The following is a 15038-nucleotide window of genomic DNA, read 5'->3' on the forward strand; positions in this document are numbered from 1 at the left end:
GAGCATAAGGCGTGTCAAGTGCGCGAAAGCGGGAGCTTGGTGCCGGCGACGGCCCGTTCGGCCAGCACGGCATGGCGGAAGCGGAACAGCTTGGCCGGCCGGCCGACGGTATCGGTGGCCATTGCGCCAGTCTCTTCAACGAGTTCCTGCTGCTCGATCAGCCGGCGGAAGTTCTGCTTGTGGACCAGCCGGCCTGCGAGCGCCTCAACACTGCGTTGCAGTTGCAGCAGGGTGAACTCGGCCGGCATCAGCTCGAATACCACAGGACGGTATTTGATCTTCGCGCGCAGCCGCGCGATCCCGGTCGCGAGAATGCGGCGATGATCCGCCGTCATCGGTTTGCCCGGCACGATCGGCGCCTGGCGGCCGTGCGTGCGCCCGGCTTCCGGGATCAGCGCGGCCTCGTAGAGCAGCTCATAGCGCTGCAGCACCAGTTCCTCGTTCCAGTCGCGATCATCGAGGCCGAAGGTGATAGCGCAGCGCTGCCATCGCTCGCGCTGCAGCGTTGGCGACGGTGCTACCTTCGCCCATGCCTTCAGCTTCGGCGCGATGATCCTGGCCAGGCAACTCGGTGCGCCGGCGCGGTGATCCTCCCAGGGGAAGTAGTCGTACCAGCCGGACCAGTGTGCCTCAAAGCCTTCGCCGACACGGTCCTCGCGGGTCAGGCCGAGATAGCTGATCGAGACGCTGTGCGGCCCCTTGGTGTCGCCGGAGCGGCCGCGGTCGGCAAAGGTGTAGAGCTGTTCGACATAGCCGAGCGGGTGGCCGGTCTGCGCTTCGACCCAGGCCCGCAGCGCGGTCTGCAGCGAGCGATGGGTGAACTCGAACGGGCCGCTGGGCAACGCGGAGCCGCCGGCGATGGTCATGATCTTCGGCGTGCCCTCGGTGACGGCGACCAGCACCGCGACGAGATCGGCGGTCACCGCGTTGCCCGAGGCCGGTGCGCTGGATTTCTGCGGCGATCTGGCCACGCGATCGTTCCGCGCTAGCAGTAGCCGTAGACGCCGCAGGCGTAGGGCAGGCGGTCCCAATAGGTCACATAGGCACCGCCGTAGTACGGGCCGAGGTAGTTGTAGGAGTGCCAGTTGCCGTAATAGCCGGGCAGTGACGACGATCCCGGCAGCAGCGGTTCGCCGGGCACGAACGGGATATACGGCTCGGTATTGAGCGGGATCACCACGGGCTCGACAACCACGAGCTGGCGTCCGCGTCGCACATAGGTCGGCGATGTAACGGTGGTGCGGTAGGCGTAATGCCGCCGCGGCAGGCCCGCCGGCAGCTGGCTCGCGGCCTTGACGGTCGCGCTCTTGGCGACGGCCGGGCCGTCGGCGGCGTCAGCAGGCGGGATCGCAAACAGCGCGATCGCGAGCGGCAATGTCCAGCGCAGCATCAATGGTCTCCCGAATCATCCGGAGGCTATCACTGCCAGTTTAAGCCGGATTGAACGTTGACGAGAGGCCCGTCGGTATTAAGCGTTAACGGGAGGCCCGTCGCCTTAGGCAAGTTGCCGGAGCGCTGCGGCGCACCGCTCCGGAACAATTGCGGGATCAGGCGCGCAGGGCCTGGTCGAGGTCGGCGATCAGGTCTTCCTTGTCCTCGATGCCGATCGAAAGCCGCACCACCTCGGGCGCCGCGCCCGACTTCACCTTGGCGGCGTCGTCGAGCTGGCTGTGGGTGGTGGAGGCGGGATGGATCACCAGCGAGCGGGTGTCGCCGACATTGGCGAGATGCGAGAACAGCCTCAGGTTCGACACCAGATTGACGCCGGCGTCGTAGCCGCCCTTGAGGCTGAAGGTGAACACCGCCCCGGCGCCCTTCGGCGCATATTTGCGCTGCAGAGCGTTGTACCTGTCGCCGGGCAGGCCGGCATAGTTCACCGCCGACACGGCGGGGTGGGTGGAGAGGAATTCCGCCACCGCCTTGGCATTGTCGCAGTGCTTCTGCATGCGCAGCGGCAGCGTCTCGATGCCGGTCAGGATCATGAAGGCGTTGAACGGCGACAGCGCCGGACCGAGGTCGCGCAGGCCGAGCACGCGGCAGGCGATCGCGAAGGCGAAATTGCCGAAGGTCTCCTGGATCCGGATGCCGTGATATTCCGGGCGCGGCTCGCTCAGCATCGGATATTTGTTGTCCTTCGACCAGTCGAAGGTGCCGGCATCGACGATGATGCCGCCGAGCGAGTTGCCGTGACCACCGAGGAACTTGGTCAGGGAGTGCACGACGATGTCGGCGCCGTGATCGATCGGCTTGATCAGATAGGGCGAGGCCAGCGTGTTGTCGACGATCAGCGGCACGCCGGCCTTGCGTGCGACGGCGGCGATCGCCTCGATGTCGGTGATGCTGCCGGCCGGGTTGGCGATCGACTCGATGAAGATCGCCTTGGTGTGCGGCGTCACCGCGCCCTCGAAGCTTTCGATCTCATCGGGGTCGGCCCAGGCCACATTCCAGCCGAACGCCTTGAAGGCATGCGTGAACTGGTTGATCGATCCGCCATAGAGCTTGCGCGCGGCGATGATCTCATCGCCGGGCTTCAACAGCTGCTGCAGCACGACGAGCTGCGCCGCGTGACCGGAAGCGACGGCGAGCGCCGCGGTGCCGCCTTCGAGCGCCGCGACACGTTCCTCGAGCACGGCATTGGTCGGATTGCCGATGCGGGTATAAATGTTGCCGAATGCCTGCAGGCCGAACAGCGAGGCCGCGTGGTCGGCATCGTTGAAGACGAATGACGTGGTCTGGTAGATCGGCGTCGCCCGCGCGCCGGTGGTGGGATCAGGCTGCGCGCCGGCGTGCACGGCGAGGGTGGAAAATCCCGGAAGGCGATCGGTCATTCTTTAGTATCCTGTTGTGGCCTGGTCGAAACGCGCGGCATGCTGATGGCGGCGGCGTTCGCCGTCAAGCCGCGTTGGCGGATGCGCCGTGGTTTGAAACGGGCATGCTGCGTTGTACCGTATGATCGCGACGAATATTCCGCGCAAACGTCAGGTCGTCTCGGTTTTGTTTTTCGCAGCGCGGTCGGATGCCGCGGTCTGGCCGCCGCCAAAACTGGTTCGGTTGAGCGACAGCCGCATGCCCTGTGTCGGGATCGGCGCACGCTTGGAGCTCAGCGTGCGCGAGTTGACGCCCATCCAGGAGATCTCGGACGACAGCCGGCCATACTCGATCTTCGGGCAGCGGTTCATCACCACCTTGAGACCCGCGGCTTCCGCCTTCTCGGCCGCGGCGTCGTCGCGCGCGCCAAGCTGCATCCAGATCACCTTCGGCAGCGGCGACAATGTCAGCGCCTCGTTGACCACGGGCATGATGTGGCTTGAATTGCGGAAGATGTCGACCATGTCGATCGGCCGATCGATGTCCGCAAGCGAGGCGACGAACGGCTTGCCCATCAGCGTCTTGCCGACATGGCCGGGGTTGACCGGGATCATGTCGTAGCCGCGCTGCGCCAGATATTTGAATGCGAAATAGCTCGGCCGCACATTGACCGGGGAGGCGCCGACCATTGCGATCGTCTTGACGTTGTTCAGGATGCTGCGGATATAATTGTCGTCGTAGGCGTCGTGATTCATTTTTCTTCCGGTTTTGCCATTCCGGGGCTCGCGCAGCGAGAACCTGGAATCTCGAGATTCCCGGTGCGCAATTGCGCACCTGTGGTCTGGTGCTAACGCACCATCCCGGAATGACGACCTCAGGTCGTCACTTGTCCTGCCACTTCGGATCGCGTTTCTCGATGAAGGCGCCGATGCCTTCCTCGGCGTCGCGCGCCATCATGTTTTCGGTCATCACCTCGGCAGCGAAGCGATAGGCGTCGGCGAGGTTCATCTCGGCCTGGCGATAGAACGCTTCCTTGCCGAGCTTGACCGTGTAGGCCGATTTCAGCGCGACCTTCTCGGCCAGCGCGATCGCGGCGTCGCGTTCGGTGCCCGCGGAGACCACGCGGTTGACGAGGCCGATGCTCTGCGCCGTTGCCGCCGAGACCGGCTCTCCGGTCAGCAGCATCTCCATCGCCTGCTTGCGCGGCACGTTGCGCGACAGCGCCACCATCGGTGTCGAGCAGAACAGCCCGATGTCGACGCCCGGCGTCGCGAACGCCGCCGCGTCGGAGGCGACCGCGAGGTCGCAACTTGCGACGAGCTGGCAGCCGGCCGCGGTGGCGATGCCCTGGACGGCTGCGACCACCGGCTTCGGCAGGCGCACGATGGCCTGCATCATCGCGCTGCAGGCGTTCATGATTTGCGCGAAATAGGCGCGGCCGCGGTCGGCATCGCTGCGGCGCGCGGTAAGCTCCTTGAGGTCGTGGCCGGCGCAGAACGCCGGGCCGTTGGCGGCGAGCACAACGGCGCGGATGCGCTTGTCGCCGCCGACATCGTTCAGTGCGGCGTGCAACTCGGCGATCAGGCCCTCGGAGAGGCTGTTGCGCGCTCCGGGGCGATTGAGCGTCAGTAGCGCGATACTGCCAATGGTCTCACGCAGCAGGATCGGCTGGTGTTGCGGCGCTTCGGCGCGGGCGGCTTGGGCGGACATGATGAAATTCCACTTTGGTCTCTGTGACAACTTAATGTAACAGGCAGGCTGAAGCGAGGGCAGGGACGGCATGGCGACAGCGAAAATGAGCGTGGCTGACGTGGAGGAGTTCCTGCGGAGGGAATTCCCGCAGGCGTTCGTCCACGACGATGTCCGGATCGAAAGCGCCGACGGCGAGACCGCCCTGCTGCGCCAGCGCTTCAGCGAGCGCATGCTGCGGCCGGGCGGTACGGTGTCCGGGCCGACCCTGATGGGCCTGGCAGATTTCGCGATGTATGTGGTGCTGCTGTCGGCGATCGGGCCGGTCGGCCTTGCCGTGACCACCAACCTCAACATCAACTTCCTGCGCAAGGGCCAGCCGGGGCAGGATGTGCTCGCGGTGGCGAGGCTGCTCAAGCTCGGCAAGCGGCTCGCGGTCGGCGAGGTCAACCTGCTGTCCGGGTCGTCTCCCGATCCTATCGCTCATGTCACGGCGACCTATTCCATTCCAAATCAATAGACTTTTCTGCGGTATTATTACACCATATTTGTAAGTCGTTGTTTTAGCTAATGTAAATTGAGCGCGTAAGCATTGACGGGTGATCGCCGCTTCTCTAGAAAGCTGCCCAGTTCGGCGCATACGGCGCCGATTTCCTTTTCACGGATTTCACACATGAGCACGTTCTCGGCCAAGCCCGCCGAAGTGACGAAGAAGTGGGTCGTGATCGACGCCAAGGGTCTGGTCGTCGGTCGTCTCGCCACGCTCGTCGCGATGCGCCTGCGCGGCAAACACCTGCCCACCTACACCCCGCATGTCGATTGCGGCGACAACGTCATCATCGTCAACGCCGCGCATGTGGTGCTGACCGGTCGCAAGCGCGACCAGAAGACCTACTACAAGCACACCGGCTTCATCGGTGGCATCAAGGAGCGCACCGCGAAGCAGATCCTCGAGGGTCGCTTCCCCGAGCGCGTCGTCGAGAAGGCGATCGAGCGCATGATCCCGCGCGGTCCGCTCGGCCGCATGCAGATGGGCAATCTGCGCGTCTATCCGGGTGCCGATCATCCGCATGAAGCGCAGAGCCCCGAGAAGGTCGATATCGCTTCCCTGAATCGCAAGAACACGAGGGCCGCATAATGTCCGATACGTTGCAGTCCCTCGACCAGCTCTCGCAGGTCAAGCCGGCCGCGCCCCACGCGCCGAAATACGTCAAGAAGGTCGACAAGTACAACCGCGCTTACGCCACCGGCAAGCGCAAGGACGCCGTCGCCCGCGTCTGGGTCAAGCCGGGCTCCGGCAAGATCTCGGTCAACACCCGCGAGTTCGAAGTCTACTTCGCCCGCCCGGTGCTGCGCATGATGATCCAGCAGCCGCTGGTCGCTGCCGCCCGTAACGGCCAGTACGACGTGATCTGCACCGTCGCCGGCGGCGGTCTGTCCGGCCAGGCCGGTGCTGTCCGCCACGGCATCTCGAAGGCGCTGACCAACTTCGAGCCCGAGCTGCGTGGCGTCCTCAAGAAGGGCGGCTTCCTGACCCGCGACAGCCGCTCGGTCGAGCGCAAGAAGTACGGCAAGGCGAAGGCCCGCAAGTCCTTCCAGTTCTCGAAGCGCTAATTCGAGTTTTACAATTCGCGGCAGTTGCCGCGGGCATCGAGTTGCAGAGGGCGCCGCGAGGCGCCCTTTTTGCTGCGCTCGACCGGCGATGCTTCGGCGCGAATTAGCGCAGTTTTTCATGAAAACTTGCGTGTGCGTGCAAACGAAATTGGAACTCGCACCTTCTAGCTTGCGGGCTCGCAGTGGCGCTGCATCACCGTATTTATTTGCGCCTGCGAACGTTGCATCACACCGGGCTGGGGTGAGTTCATGTCGTTCGATCCATCGACACTTTATTTGTTCGCCACCATGGTCGCGGGCATGCTCGGCGCCATGCTGTGGTTGTTCGGCAGGCAGGAGAACATTTCCGCGCTGAAATGGTGGGGTACCGCCTATCTGCTCGGCGCGGCCTCGGTCGCGGTCTGGACGGTCGGCAGTTCGACGCTCGATCCGATGGTTCTGCTGGGCCTCAATGCGATCGGCTTCGCCGCCTGCGGCCTGGTCTGGAATGCCGCGCGCATTTTCCACGGCCGCAAGGCCAACCTGCTGGGTCTCGTGCTCGGCCCGATCGCATGGATCGGGGCGGTGACGACGGTTGAGGATCCCGCGATGCGCTTGACGATCGGCGCCGGGATCGTCGCGATCTACGCCGCGCTGACCGCCTCCGAACTGTGGAGCGAGCGCCGCCGCGCGATGCAGCGGCGCTGGCTTGCGATCGTCATCCCGGTCGCGCACGGTTGCGTCCTGATGCTGCCGATCCTGGTCGGCGACCTGCTGCGATTGAACGGCCAGAATTTCGTCTCCAGCTTCTGGGTTACGCTGTTTTCGATCGAGCTCGTGCTGTACGCGATCGGCACGGTATTCGTGATCTTCATGATGGTGTCGGACCGCGCGGTGGCCGTGCACAAGACGGCTGCGTCGATCGATCCCTTGAGCGGCATGCTCAACCGCCGCGGCTTCACCGAGGCCTGCGCCCGGGTGATCGAGCGCGAGTCCGTTGCCGGCCGGCCGGTCACCGTGATGATCTTCGACATCGATCACTTCAAGTCGATCAACGACCGCTTCGGCCATCCCGCGGGTGACGAGATCCTGAAACTGTTCTCCGCCGTCGTGGTCAACAGCCTCAGGATCAGCGATCTGTCGGGCCGGATCGGCGGCGAGGAATTCGCGGCGCTGCTGCCGTGCTCGCTGGAGGAAGGTGTGCTGGTCGCCGAGCGCGTGCGCGAAGCCTTCGAGAACAGCAACATCACCTGCGAGGAAGGCGCGGTCGACACCACGGTCAGCATCGGCGTCGCCGGCGGTCCCGCCGGCACCGAGCTCGAGGTGCTGCTGGCCTCGGCCGACACCGCGCTCTACCAAGCCAAGCGCGGCGGCCGCAACCGCGTCGAGGCGGCTGAGGAATTGCCGCTCTCGCTGGAGAACTGGCGGCGCAAGACCGCGGGCCTGCCGGCTTCGGCGCGGCAAAAGCCGGCGAGCGTCCGGGTGTGAGTGCGGTAACGAATGGTTAACCATTCGATCCCATGCTTTCGGGCATGGAGTCGATCAGCACCCGCAATCCGCAGTCAGCCCTGATGTCGCTCGAAGCCGACGCGGTTTCGGCGCGGAGCGGTTTCGCCTGCCTGTTCTCGGACTCCAATGAGTACGAGACCGCGCTGATCGCCGAACGGCGCGCGCAGGGGCGTTACCAGCCGCCGAAGAGCCGCTGGCCGATTGTGATGCTGGCCGGCGTGATGCTGATGGTCGCGGGAACCGTGCTGCTGCTCTCCTGACGAGCGGTCACGCGGTCCGCGCCGGATCCTCCGTCTTGAAGTGGTCGATCATCACCTTGGCGATCGCCATCAGCGGCAGTGCCAGCGCCAGCCCCCAGATGCCGAACACGACGCCGAGCAGGATCTGGAACGCGAACAACGTCGCCGGCGGGATGTCGAGCGCCTGGCGCTGGATGATCGGCGTCAGCACGTAGCTTTCCAGCGCGTGGACGCCGAGGAACAGGATGAAGGCCGACAGCGCCGCGATCCATCCCGTCGCCAGGCTCGCCAGCACCACGATCAGCCCGCCGAGGATAGCGCCGACCGTCGGGATGAAGGCGAGCAGGCCGGCCTGGATGCCGAGGATGAACGAGCTCGGAATGCCGATGATGGCAAGCCCGATCCAGGTGACGAGGAACACCGCCGTCATCGTGATGATCTGCGCGATCAGCCAGCGCTCCAGCGTCTCGCCGATGCGGTCGACGATGACTGTCGCTTGCGCGCGGTACTTCGCCGGCGCGATGAACAACAGCCCGGCGCGGTAGATGCCTGGCTGGGCCGCGAAGGCGAGCCCGAGAAACAGCACGATGAAGAAGTTGCCGACGACGCTGACGGTGCCGAGCAGCACCTTCAGCGTCTGGCTGATGATGGCGCCGCCGCTGGAGGCCAGCGCGCCGGCGCCGGGGATGCCGTGGGACTGGGACGGCGCGGGTGTCGTCGTCGTTGTCGTCGTCGTCACGGCGCTGCCTTCGCCCTTCGCCTCGCCGGCGGCATTGGTGAAATCGAGATAGCTGGTGTCGACCCCGTGCTGTTCGAGGAAGTCCTTGACGCTGCCGAGCTGCGATTTGATCGTGTTGCTCAGCACCGTGGCCTGCTGCGCGATCGTGGTGCCGCCGAGGAACACGATGCCGGACAGCAGCCCGGCCATCGCCAGGCAGACGATCGCAAGCCGCAACGCGTGGGGCAGCTTGGTTAGCCGGCCGAGCAGGGTGGTCATGGCATTGAGGGCGACCCCGAGCAGCATGCCCGCGAACAGCAGGAACAGGGTCGCGGCGAAATGCCAGGCGAAGGTCAGCAGGGCAGCGAACAGCACCACGCCGATGCCGCCGACGGCGATCGCCCACGCCAAGTCGTTGCGGGCCTGCAGGCGATTGTCAGCCGAGTCTGTCACGGGTGATTCCCCCTTCGCGACGGTCCGAAACAGTCTTTGGCGAAAATCCCGCCGGGATCAAGCTGGCGGGACCGTGCCGGTTTGCCGCTGACGCGCTGTGGCGCCGGGCGCGATTGGTGGGGCCGTCCGGCCGGCTTTGGGTCCCGAGGGGTGCGAATCTGTGCAGGACTGCAAGCCCCCCTGTGCAGATATAGACAGTTGATCCGGCGGGAACTCGAAGGCATGATCGTTTCCGCAACGTCGCAAACTTAGAAGAATCATTGCGCGAGACTTCAATAATGAGACGGCCCGTGGTCGGCGTGATCGGAAACGCCCATCGCATCGAAAATCGTTTCACAGTCCAGATGGTCGGGGAGCGCAACCTTCGCGCGGTTGCCGAGGTGTCGGGCGCGGTGCCGCTGATGTTCGCGGGCAGCCCCGAAATCACCGAGGTCGGCGCCTTGCTCGACGTGGTCGACGGGGTTGTGCTGACCGGGGCCCGCGCCAATGTTCATCCGACCCGCTTCAACACCGAACCGTGTGCCGCCCACGAGCCCTACGACATCCACCGTGACGACGTCGCGCTGGCGCTGTCGGAGGCCTGCGTCGCACGCGGCGTTCCGATCTTCGGCATCTGCCGCGGCCTGCAGGAGATGAACGTCGCCTTCGGCGGCTCGCTGCATCCGGAGATCCGCGAGATTCCGGGCCGCATGAACCACCGGATGCCGCGGCTCGAGAACGGCGAAATCCATCCTGACCCGACCGTTGTGTTCGCCGACCGTCATGACGTCGCACTGACGCCGGGCGGCGCGTTTGCAAAAATCCTCGGCCGGGAGACCATTCGGGTCAATTCGCTGCACGGCCAGGGCATCCTCGAGCCCGGCAAGCGCGTCGTGATCGAGGGCATTGCCGAGGACGGCACCATCGAGGCGATCCGCATCGCCGATGCGCCGGGCTTTGCGCTGGGTGTGCAGTGGCACGCCGAATACGATCCGCAGCGCAATCCGATCAACCGCGCCCTGTTCGAAGCCTTCGGCGACGCGCTGCGCGAGCGGCGGCGGGCGGCGTAGGACGGTTTCACCGCCATCGTCCCTGCGCGTTTAATCACGACGTCGTCTCCGGAAAACGAGCTGTCGTCCCGGCGAAGGCCGGGACCCATACTCCGCAGCGGGTGTTGTGGAGGGGACTCGTCATTGCAGCACTGCTCAACAATGACCATCGGTGGTAATGGGTCCCGCCTTCGCCGGGACGACATTGAGTGTGTTGCGCGGTCAGCGGTCATAACTTCGCGTTCTCGCGACATGTTTTGTCCGAGCTTTGCTCTTCGTTGGGCCCTCTCTTGAGCAGAGGGCGCAGGGAAAGCCGGGTGCCGATCGCACCCATGGGCCCCGAGCATAGGATAGAAAGCTCGGGGGTAGGACCACAGGTGTAACCGGGAACAACCCGGCTTTCCCTGCGCGATGGGTTACGGCTTATACGTGCTCTCCCCGGCGAGACTGGGCTTTGTTGTCACCGTCTCCACAACGCGCATCGCGCAATGTGAAAAGACACCTGCCGTTAGGGCGTCAGGCCTGCACGATTTCGCCGTCCGCCTTGCGCGCTCTCGTCAGCACCACGCTCAGCGTCCACCGCATCTCGACCCACGTTCGTGACGACCGCGAAGCGCCCCTCGATCGGGTGAGACGGGGAATTCATACACTGAGTTGCGCTTCGGATAAAGCGAAATATTTTCGCGCGCGAGGATTGACAGGTTTTGCTGAGTTGCCCGTCGGGTCGGCTTGGCGCACCTTGGTTCGGCAAGCCATGAGCCGAGCGGCAGGCGTGTGGAGCGTCCCCAACGCAAAGTGTGTTGTCCCTGCAACGTCACAAGAGTTCCGTTGAGCGTCGCACCTGTTGGGGCTTCACTGTGTGGCGAATTCCCCGTCTAATAATGGCGGACCTGAAGCAAAGATTTTACCACCAAGACGTTCATTTAAGATCAGGTTCAAGAGGCCGCTGACCAGCGCCAGCGGCCTCTTCGTGTTGCTTCATTGATCGCAAATGCAGGTATGGGTGTTGCCGCGTCGATGGCGCGCAGGAAGCAAGCACGTCACGGCATTAGCGCACTGACCATGGCCATGCCGGCGGTTGCGGTTTGGCGGTGGCGTGCGGCCGCGCCGGGGGTGGCGCCGGTTTGCGGGGCTGGGCAACGTTGGTCGCCGGCCGCGCGCGCGGCAGGGGTATTTCCGGGTTTACCGTTGGCTGTTCGGGGCTCACCTTTGGCTCCGCGGCGTTGGCGATGACACCGGCCAGCTGTTCCTGGCTAGCGTTGAGCCGCTCGGTGACCGTCTCGCTTTCGCGCGCCATCTGATCCTGGGTCGCCTTGATCTGGTCGATGATACCTTTGCTGCGCGCCATTTCTGCTTGGCTCGCCTCGAATTGGCTTGCGAGGTCTTTATGGTCGCGGACCAATTGTTCTTGCCTCACCTCAAGCTGTTCGATCGCTTGCCTCAAGGCAGCGAGATCGCGCGCCATCGGTTGAAGCTGCTGCGCCAGGTCGGAAGAAAGTGCGGCGGCAGTCGGCGCAACGTCTTTCGGCGCGGCGTCTTTCGGTGGGGTTTGCGCAGGAGGTGAGGAGTGTCCAGAGGAGGCCACCATCGCCGTATCTGTGGGTGACGACCACCACCAAGCAGCGCCACCAATGCATGCTGCCAGCACAGAACCGACAACAGCCAGGTGGCGCCAATCCGCCAATCGATGAACCGTCGCTAGCGGCGCGCGAAACGCCTTCCTGGTGGTCGGCGAGTTGGAAGGCGTGACTCCCGCTTCGCGCGCGAGGTTCGAAAGCTGCTCTTCCAAGCTCGCGAGCCGCCCTTCCGCGCTCCTGTCATCCAGCATGGAATCCATTTTGTGCTCCGTATCAAATGCAAGGTCTCCCGCCTTGAGAGCAGATCCGCTCTTCGGCGCGCTAACATTCAACGGGACCCGGATGGGTATTTGCAGCTTAAGTTTCTCAGGGATGAGGATGCGGCCTGTACGTCACATCGTCTTTCTCTTATCAGCTCACCCTTCCTGAACTGTCCCGACGATTTTGACCGAGATATTGTTCGTCCGCAATCGGGAACACCGCTTGCCATGGAGCGCTCGAGCTCGTGGATCGGGGTCGCGTTCGGCCGCCTCACGATATCGAGCGCGAACATCTAATGCGTCTCGGAGCCGAGGTACTTCGAGGTGTCGTTAGTCGGCGTTGAGAATGTCGCCAAGCGCCGGGGAGGGCTGGGCCGGACCCCGAACGCGGGGATGCGGAGCACTGCATGTTCGGCGAGCGACCATGTCGGCATCCTGCATGGCGCGTTCGGCCGGTGCCTGACCGTGGCGCCAAGACATGTACTCCGGGGCCTTCACGCGGATTCTCAGTGTGTTGAGTTGCGCTGCTGGCGAGATGTCCGGCTGGTTGACAGGCCGCAGCCGTACTTCCGGTATCGAGCGCGCGCCGGAAACGGTCTTTCTCCGTACTAATACGGATACGAAAGTGGCGGAATGCCGCGCCGGACTCGGCTAAGCAACAGGGATATTTGCTCCGGCGCCGACACCCCTTTCCGGATTACTGTTTTTCCTTTTCCATTTTCGGTGCAGCCGACACGAGGGGGTGGTCGGGATGAATTTGTCGGGCCGTCTGGCGATGGGGATGATGTTTCCCGTCGCCGCGCTCCTGCTCGCGCTGGGCTTCATCCATGGCGTGACCTGGCCGGGCATTCTGCTCGCGGGTGGCGCGGTTGCGGTGGTATTGATGACGGCTGAGGTGATTGCGAGATCGCTGTCCAGGACGCCCGCCCAGCTGGTGCGGGCGGCGGAGGCGCTGTCGCGCGGCCAGCAGGTCTCGCTCGGCTCGAGCGATGACGGCGAGACCGCTCAGCTCGCGGCGACGCTGGCCGAATTGTCGGCGCAGCTGGGCAGCAGGCAGCACCTGCTGGAGAAGACCGTCGAGAGCATCCGCGATCCGGTGGTGGTCGCCGACGAGCACGGGATGATCGTGATCGTCAACGCCGCGGCGCGGCGGCTGTACAGCGTCGAACCCGGGTTCGATACCCTGACCGGCGTTCGCACCTTCCAGAACTATTATGCCGACGGCACCACCGTGATGCCGATCCCGGACACGCCGATGGCGCGTGCGCTGCGCGGCGATGACGTCGACGATTTCGAGCTGATCGTCAAACCGCAATCGCCGCAACCGGCCGTCTTCCTTGTCGTCAACGCACGGCCGCTACGCGACGATACCGGCAATCTGCGGGGCGCGGTCGCCGTGCTGCACGACGTCACCGCGCAGCGGCGGGCACACCAGGCGCTGGTCGAGAGCGAGCAGATGGCGCAGGCCATCGTCAGGACCGCGCTCGACGCCTTCGTCCAGACCGACCAGGACGGCTTCATTCTCGACTGGAGCCCGCAGGCCGAGGCGCTGACCGGCTGGACGCGCTCCGAGGCGGTCGGCTATCGGGTGGTCGAACTGGTGTTTCCGGAGGAGCTGCGCCTTGCGCACCGGCAGCGGATCACCCGCTTCCTGCAGGAAACCGCGGCCGGCGGCATGGGCATGCGCTATGAAACGGAGTGCCTGCACCGCGACGGTCACAGGTTCTATGTCGAGGTGTCGCTCAACGCGCTGCGCCGCGGCGATGGCTGGATCATCAATTCCTTTCTCAGGGATGTCAGCCAGCGCCGGATCGCCGAGGAGCAGTTGATCCAGGCGCAGAAGTCGGAATCGCTGGGGCGGCTGACCGGCGGCATCGCGCACGACTTCAACAACATGCTGACCGTGATCACCGGCACGATCGAGATCCTCGCCGACGGCGTCAAGGACAACCCGCAGCTTGCCGCGATCGCCAAGCTGATCAGCGATGCCGCCGATCGCGGCGCGCAGCTCACCTCGAGCCTCCTGGCATTCGCGCGCAAGCAACCGCTGCAGCCCGCCGAGACCGACGTCAACGATCTGATCGGCGAGGTGGTCCGGCTGCTGTCGCAGACGCTGGGCTCGCAGACCGAGATCAGGACGGAACTCGGCCGCAACGCCTGGCTCGCCTTCGTCGACCGCAGCCAGCTTGGTGCCGCGCTGGTCAATCTCGCCATCAATGCGCGCGATGCCATGCCTGACGGCGGCACGCTGAGCTTTGCGACCCGCAACGTCCAGCTCGGGATTCCCGACGCCGTGGCGTGCGGCGTCGAGCGCGCCGGCGATCATCTCGTGATCGAGGTGACCGATAACGGCACCGGCATTTCGCCGACGCATCTGGAGAAGATCTTCGATCCGTTCTTTTCCACCAAGGAAGTCGGGCAGGGCGCCGGGCTCGGGCTCAGCATGGTGTTCGGCTTCGTCAAGCAAAGCGGCGGCGGGATCGAGGTCAAGAGCGAGCAGGGGCACGGCACCATCTTCAGGATCTATCTGCCGAAGGCCGACGGCACTGCACAGCGCGCGGCGGAGGAGGACGATCTGCCCGTCAGGGGCGGCGACGAGACGATCCTGTGCGTCGAGGACGACCCGACGATCCGGGACTATGTCACGGGCCAGCTCGAAAGCCTCGGCTACCACGTGCTGGTCGCGGCGAATGCGGACGCCGCGCTCGAAATCGTCAAACGCGGCACCGCGTTCGACCTTCTGTTCACCGATATCGTGATGCCCGGCAGCATGAACGGCCGGCAATTGGCGGAGACACTGATGGCGGGGCGCCCGGCACTGCGGGTGCTGTTCACCTCGGGCTATAGCGACGGCGTGCTGCCCGCACAACAGGGGCGTGGCGGCCACGGCATTCCGCTGCTCACCAAGCCCTATCGGCGCGGCGAGCTGGCGCGGATGCTGCGGCGCTGCCTTGATCTTCAGGTCGACTTTCAGGGCGATCCGGTTCCACAGCCTTATTCCGTGCAGCCCGATCTCGAACGCTTCCTGCGCGAGAATCCGCCCGGGAAGACGTAGACCGCGGCGTCGCCTGGATGCCAACGGGTCCGCAACGCCCGGCCCGATGATAAACTGCGCGAAACCTATCATCCCCGATGCGGCCGCTATTTGATGGGTTTCGCTTCGC

Annotated in this window: 14 protein-coding genes; 7 read left to right on the forward strand and 7 right to left on the reverse strand. The window is 64.7% G+C overall.

From position 1 onward, the window contains the following. Positions 1-14: 14 nt before the first annotated feature. The 5 genes from E2I15_RS05380 to E2I15_RS05400 form a co-directional block, all read right to left on the reverse strand. Positions 15-971, reverse strand: coding sequence for an NUDIX hydrolase (locus tag E2I15_RS05380; protein ID WP_137477791.1), 957 nt, complete (start codon positions 969-971; stop codon positions 15-17). 14 nt (positions 972-985) lie between these two features. Further along, positions 986-1390: a hypothetical protein gene (locus E2I15_RS05385; RefSeq protein WP_137477792.1), complete on the reverse strand. Its 405-nt coding sequence runs from the start codon at positions 1388-1390 to the stop codon at positions 986-988. 157 nt (positions 1391-1547) lie between these two features. Continuing rightward, the gene (locus tag E2I15_RS05390) at positions 1548-2828 is read right to left on the reverse strand and encodes an O-acetylhomoserine aminocarboxypropyltransferase (RefSeq protein WP_137477793.1); all 1281 of its coding nucleotides are present in this window, start codon (positions 2826-2828) and stop codon (positions 1548-1550) included. A gap of 150 nt (positions 2829-2978) precedes the next feature. Further along, positions 2979-3563 carry a CoA-binding protein gene (locus E2I15_RS05395; RefSeq protein ID WP_137477794.1) on the reverse strand — a complete coding sequence of 195 codons (585 nt, stop codon included), beginning with the start codon at positions 3561-3563 and terminating at the stop codon, positions 2979-2981. Between the two features lie 127 nt (positions 3564-3690). After that, complete coding sequence (locus E2I15_RS05400; protein WP_170991441.1) at positions 3691-4518, reverse strand: enoyl-CoA hydratase; 828 nt, start codon at positions 4516-4518, stop codon at positions 3691-3693. A gap of 70 nt (positions 4519-4588) precedes the next feature. Here E2I15_RS05400 and E2I15_RS05405 point away from each other — a divergent pair, with 70 nt between their 5' ends. The 5 genes from E2I15_RS05405 (at position 4589) to E2I15_RS05425 (ending at position 7859) form a co-directional block, all read left to right on the forward strand. Then, entirely contained in the window at positions 4589-5017 is a 429-nt protein-coding gene (locus tag E2I15_RS05405) for a PaaI family thioesterase (RefSeq protein ID WP_028340177.1), read from the forward strand. A 153-nt stretch (positions 5018-5170) separates the two neighbouring features. Continuing rightward, on the forward strand, positions 5171-5635 hold the full coding sequence (rplM, locus tag E2I15_RS05410) for a 50S ribosomal protein L13 (protein WP_016840522.1): 465 nt from the start codon (positions 5171-5173) through the stop codon (positions 5633-5635). Beyond that, on the forward strand, positions 5635-6111 hold the full coding sequence (rpsI, locus tag E2I15_RS05415; protein ID WP_137477796.1) for a 30S ribosomal protein S9: 477 nt from the start codon (positions 5635-5637) through the stop codon (positions 6109-6111). Before rplM ends, rpsI begins: the two co-directional genes overlap by 1 nt. Before the next feature lie 249 nt (positions 6112-6360). Further along, the gene (locus E2I15_RS05420) at positions 6361-7578 is read left to right on the forward strand and encodes a GGDEF domain-containing protein (RefSeq protein ID WP_137477797.1); all 1218 of its coding nucleotides are present in this window, start codon (positions 6361-6363) and stop codon (positions 7576-7578) included. Between the two features lie 44 nt (positions 7579-7622). Beyond that, positions 7623-7859, forward strand: a complete 237-nt coding sequence (locus tag E2I15_RS05425; protein WP_137477798.1) for a hypothetical protein — start codon at positions 7623-7625, stop codon at positions 7857-7859. Between the two features lie 7 nt (positions 7860-7866). Here the strand turns inward: E2I15_RS05425 and E2I15_RS05430 are convergent, their stop codons facing one another. Then, positions 7867-9009, reverse strand: a complete 1143-nt coding sequence (locus E2I15_RS05430; RefSeq protein WP_137477799.1) for an AI-2E family transporter — start codon at positions 9007-9009, stop codon at positions 7867-7869. 278 nt (positions 9010-9287) lie between these two features. On the opposite strand from E2I15_RS05430, the gene E2I15_RS05435 reads away from it, so the two are divergent. Beyond that, positions 9288-10058, forward strand: a complete 771-nt coding sequence (locus E2I15_RS05435) for a gamma-glutamyl-gamma-aminobutyrate hydrolase family protein (protein WP_021079122.1) — start codon at positions 9288-9290, stop codon at positions 10056-10058. 1027 nt (positions 10059-11085) lie between these two features. Here E2I15_RS05435 and E2I15_RS05440 read toward each other — a convergent pair. Continuing rightward, on the reverse strand, positions 11086-11874 hold the full coding sequence (locus E2I15_RS05440) for a coiled-coil domain-containing protein (protein ID WP_137477800.1): 789 nt from the start codon (positions 11872-11874) through the stop codon (positions 11086-11088). 751 nt (positions 11875-12625) lie between these two features. Here E2I15_RS05440 and E2I15_RS05445 point away from each other — a divergent pair. Beyond that, positions 12626-14929: a hybrid sensor histidine kinase/response regulator gene (locus E2I15_RS05445; RefSeq protein ID WP_137477801.1), complete on the forward strand. Its 2304-nt coding sequence runs from the start codon at positions 12626-12628 to the stop codon at positions 14927-14929. Positions 14930-15038 lie beyond the last annotated feature (109 nt).

The sequence above is a fragment of the Bradyrhizobium sp. BR2003 genome, from assembly GCF_009720285.1.
GTDB lineage: Bacteria > Pseudomonadota > Alphaproteobacteria > Rhizobiales > Xanthobacteraceae > Bradyrhizobium > Bradyrhizobium elkanii.

What these genes read in the sequence shown, in the direction of transcription:
- E2I15_RS05385 (WP_137477792.1), bottom strand. Translation starts at nt 1,390, where the DNA reads ATGCTGCGCTGGACATTGCCGCTCGCGATCGCGCTGTTTGCGATCCCG.
- E2I15_RS05390 (WP_137477793.1), bottom strand. Translation starts at nt 2,828, where the DNA reads ATGACCGATCGCCTTCCGGGATTTTCCACCCTCGCCGTGCACGCCGGC.
- E2I15_RS05395 (WP_137477794.1), bottom strand. Translation starts at nt 3,563, where the DNA reads ATGAATCACGACGCCTACGACGACAATTATATCCGCAGCATCCTGAAC.
- E2I15_RS05400 (WP_170991441.1), bottom strand. Translation starts at nt 4,518, where the DNA reads ATGTCCGCCCAAGCCGCCCGCGCCGAAGCGCCGCAACACCAGCCGATC.
- E2I15_RS05405 (WP_028340177.1), top strand. Translation starts at nt 4,589, where the DNA reads ATGGCGACAGCGAAAATGAGCGTGGCTGACGTGGAGGAGTTCCTGCGG.
- rplM (WP_016840522.1), top strand. Translation starts at nt 5,171, where the DNA reads ATGAGCACGTTCTCGGCCAAGCCCGCCGAAGTGACGAAGAAGTGGGTC.
- rpsI (WP_137477796.1), top strand. Translation starts at nt 5,635, where the DNA reads ATGTCCGATACGTTGCAGTCCCTCGACCAGCTCTCGCAGGTCAAGCCG.
- E2I15_RS05420 (WP_137477797.1), top strand. Translation starts at nt 6,361, where the DNA reads ATGTCGTTCGATCCATCGACACTTTATTTGTTCGCCACCATGGTCGCG.
- E2I15_RS05425 (WP_137477798.1), top strand. Translation starts at nt 7,623, where the DNA reads ATGGAGTCGATCAGCACCCGCAATCCGCAGTCAGCCCTGATGTCGCTC.
- E2I15_RS05435 (WP_021079122.1), top strand. Translation starts at nt 9,288, where the DNA reads ATGAGACGGCCCGTGGTCGGCGTGATCGGAAACGCCCATCGCATCGAA.
- E2I15_RS05440 (WP_137477800.1), bottom strand. Translation starts at nt 11,874, where the DNA reads ATGGATTCCATGCTGGATGACAGGAGCGCGGAAGGGCGGCTCGCGAGC.
- E2I15_RS05445 (WP_137477801.1), top strand. Translation starts at nt 12,626, where the DNA reads ATGAATTTGTCGGGCCGTCTGGCGATGGGGATGATGTTTCCCGTCGCC.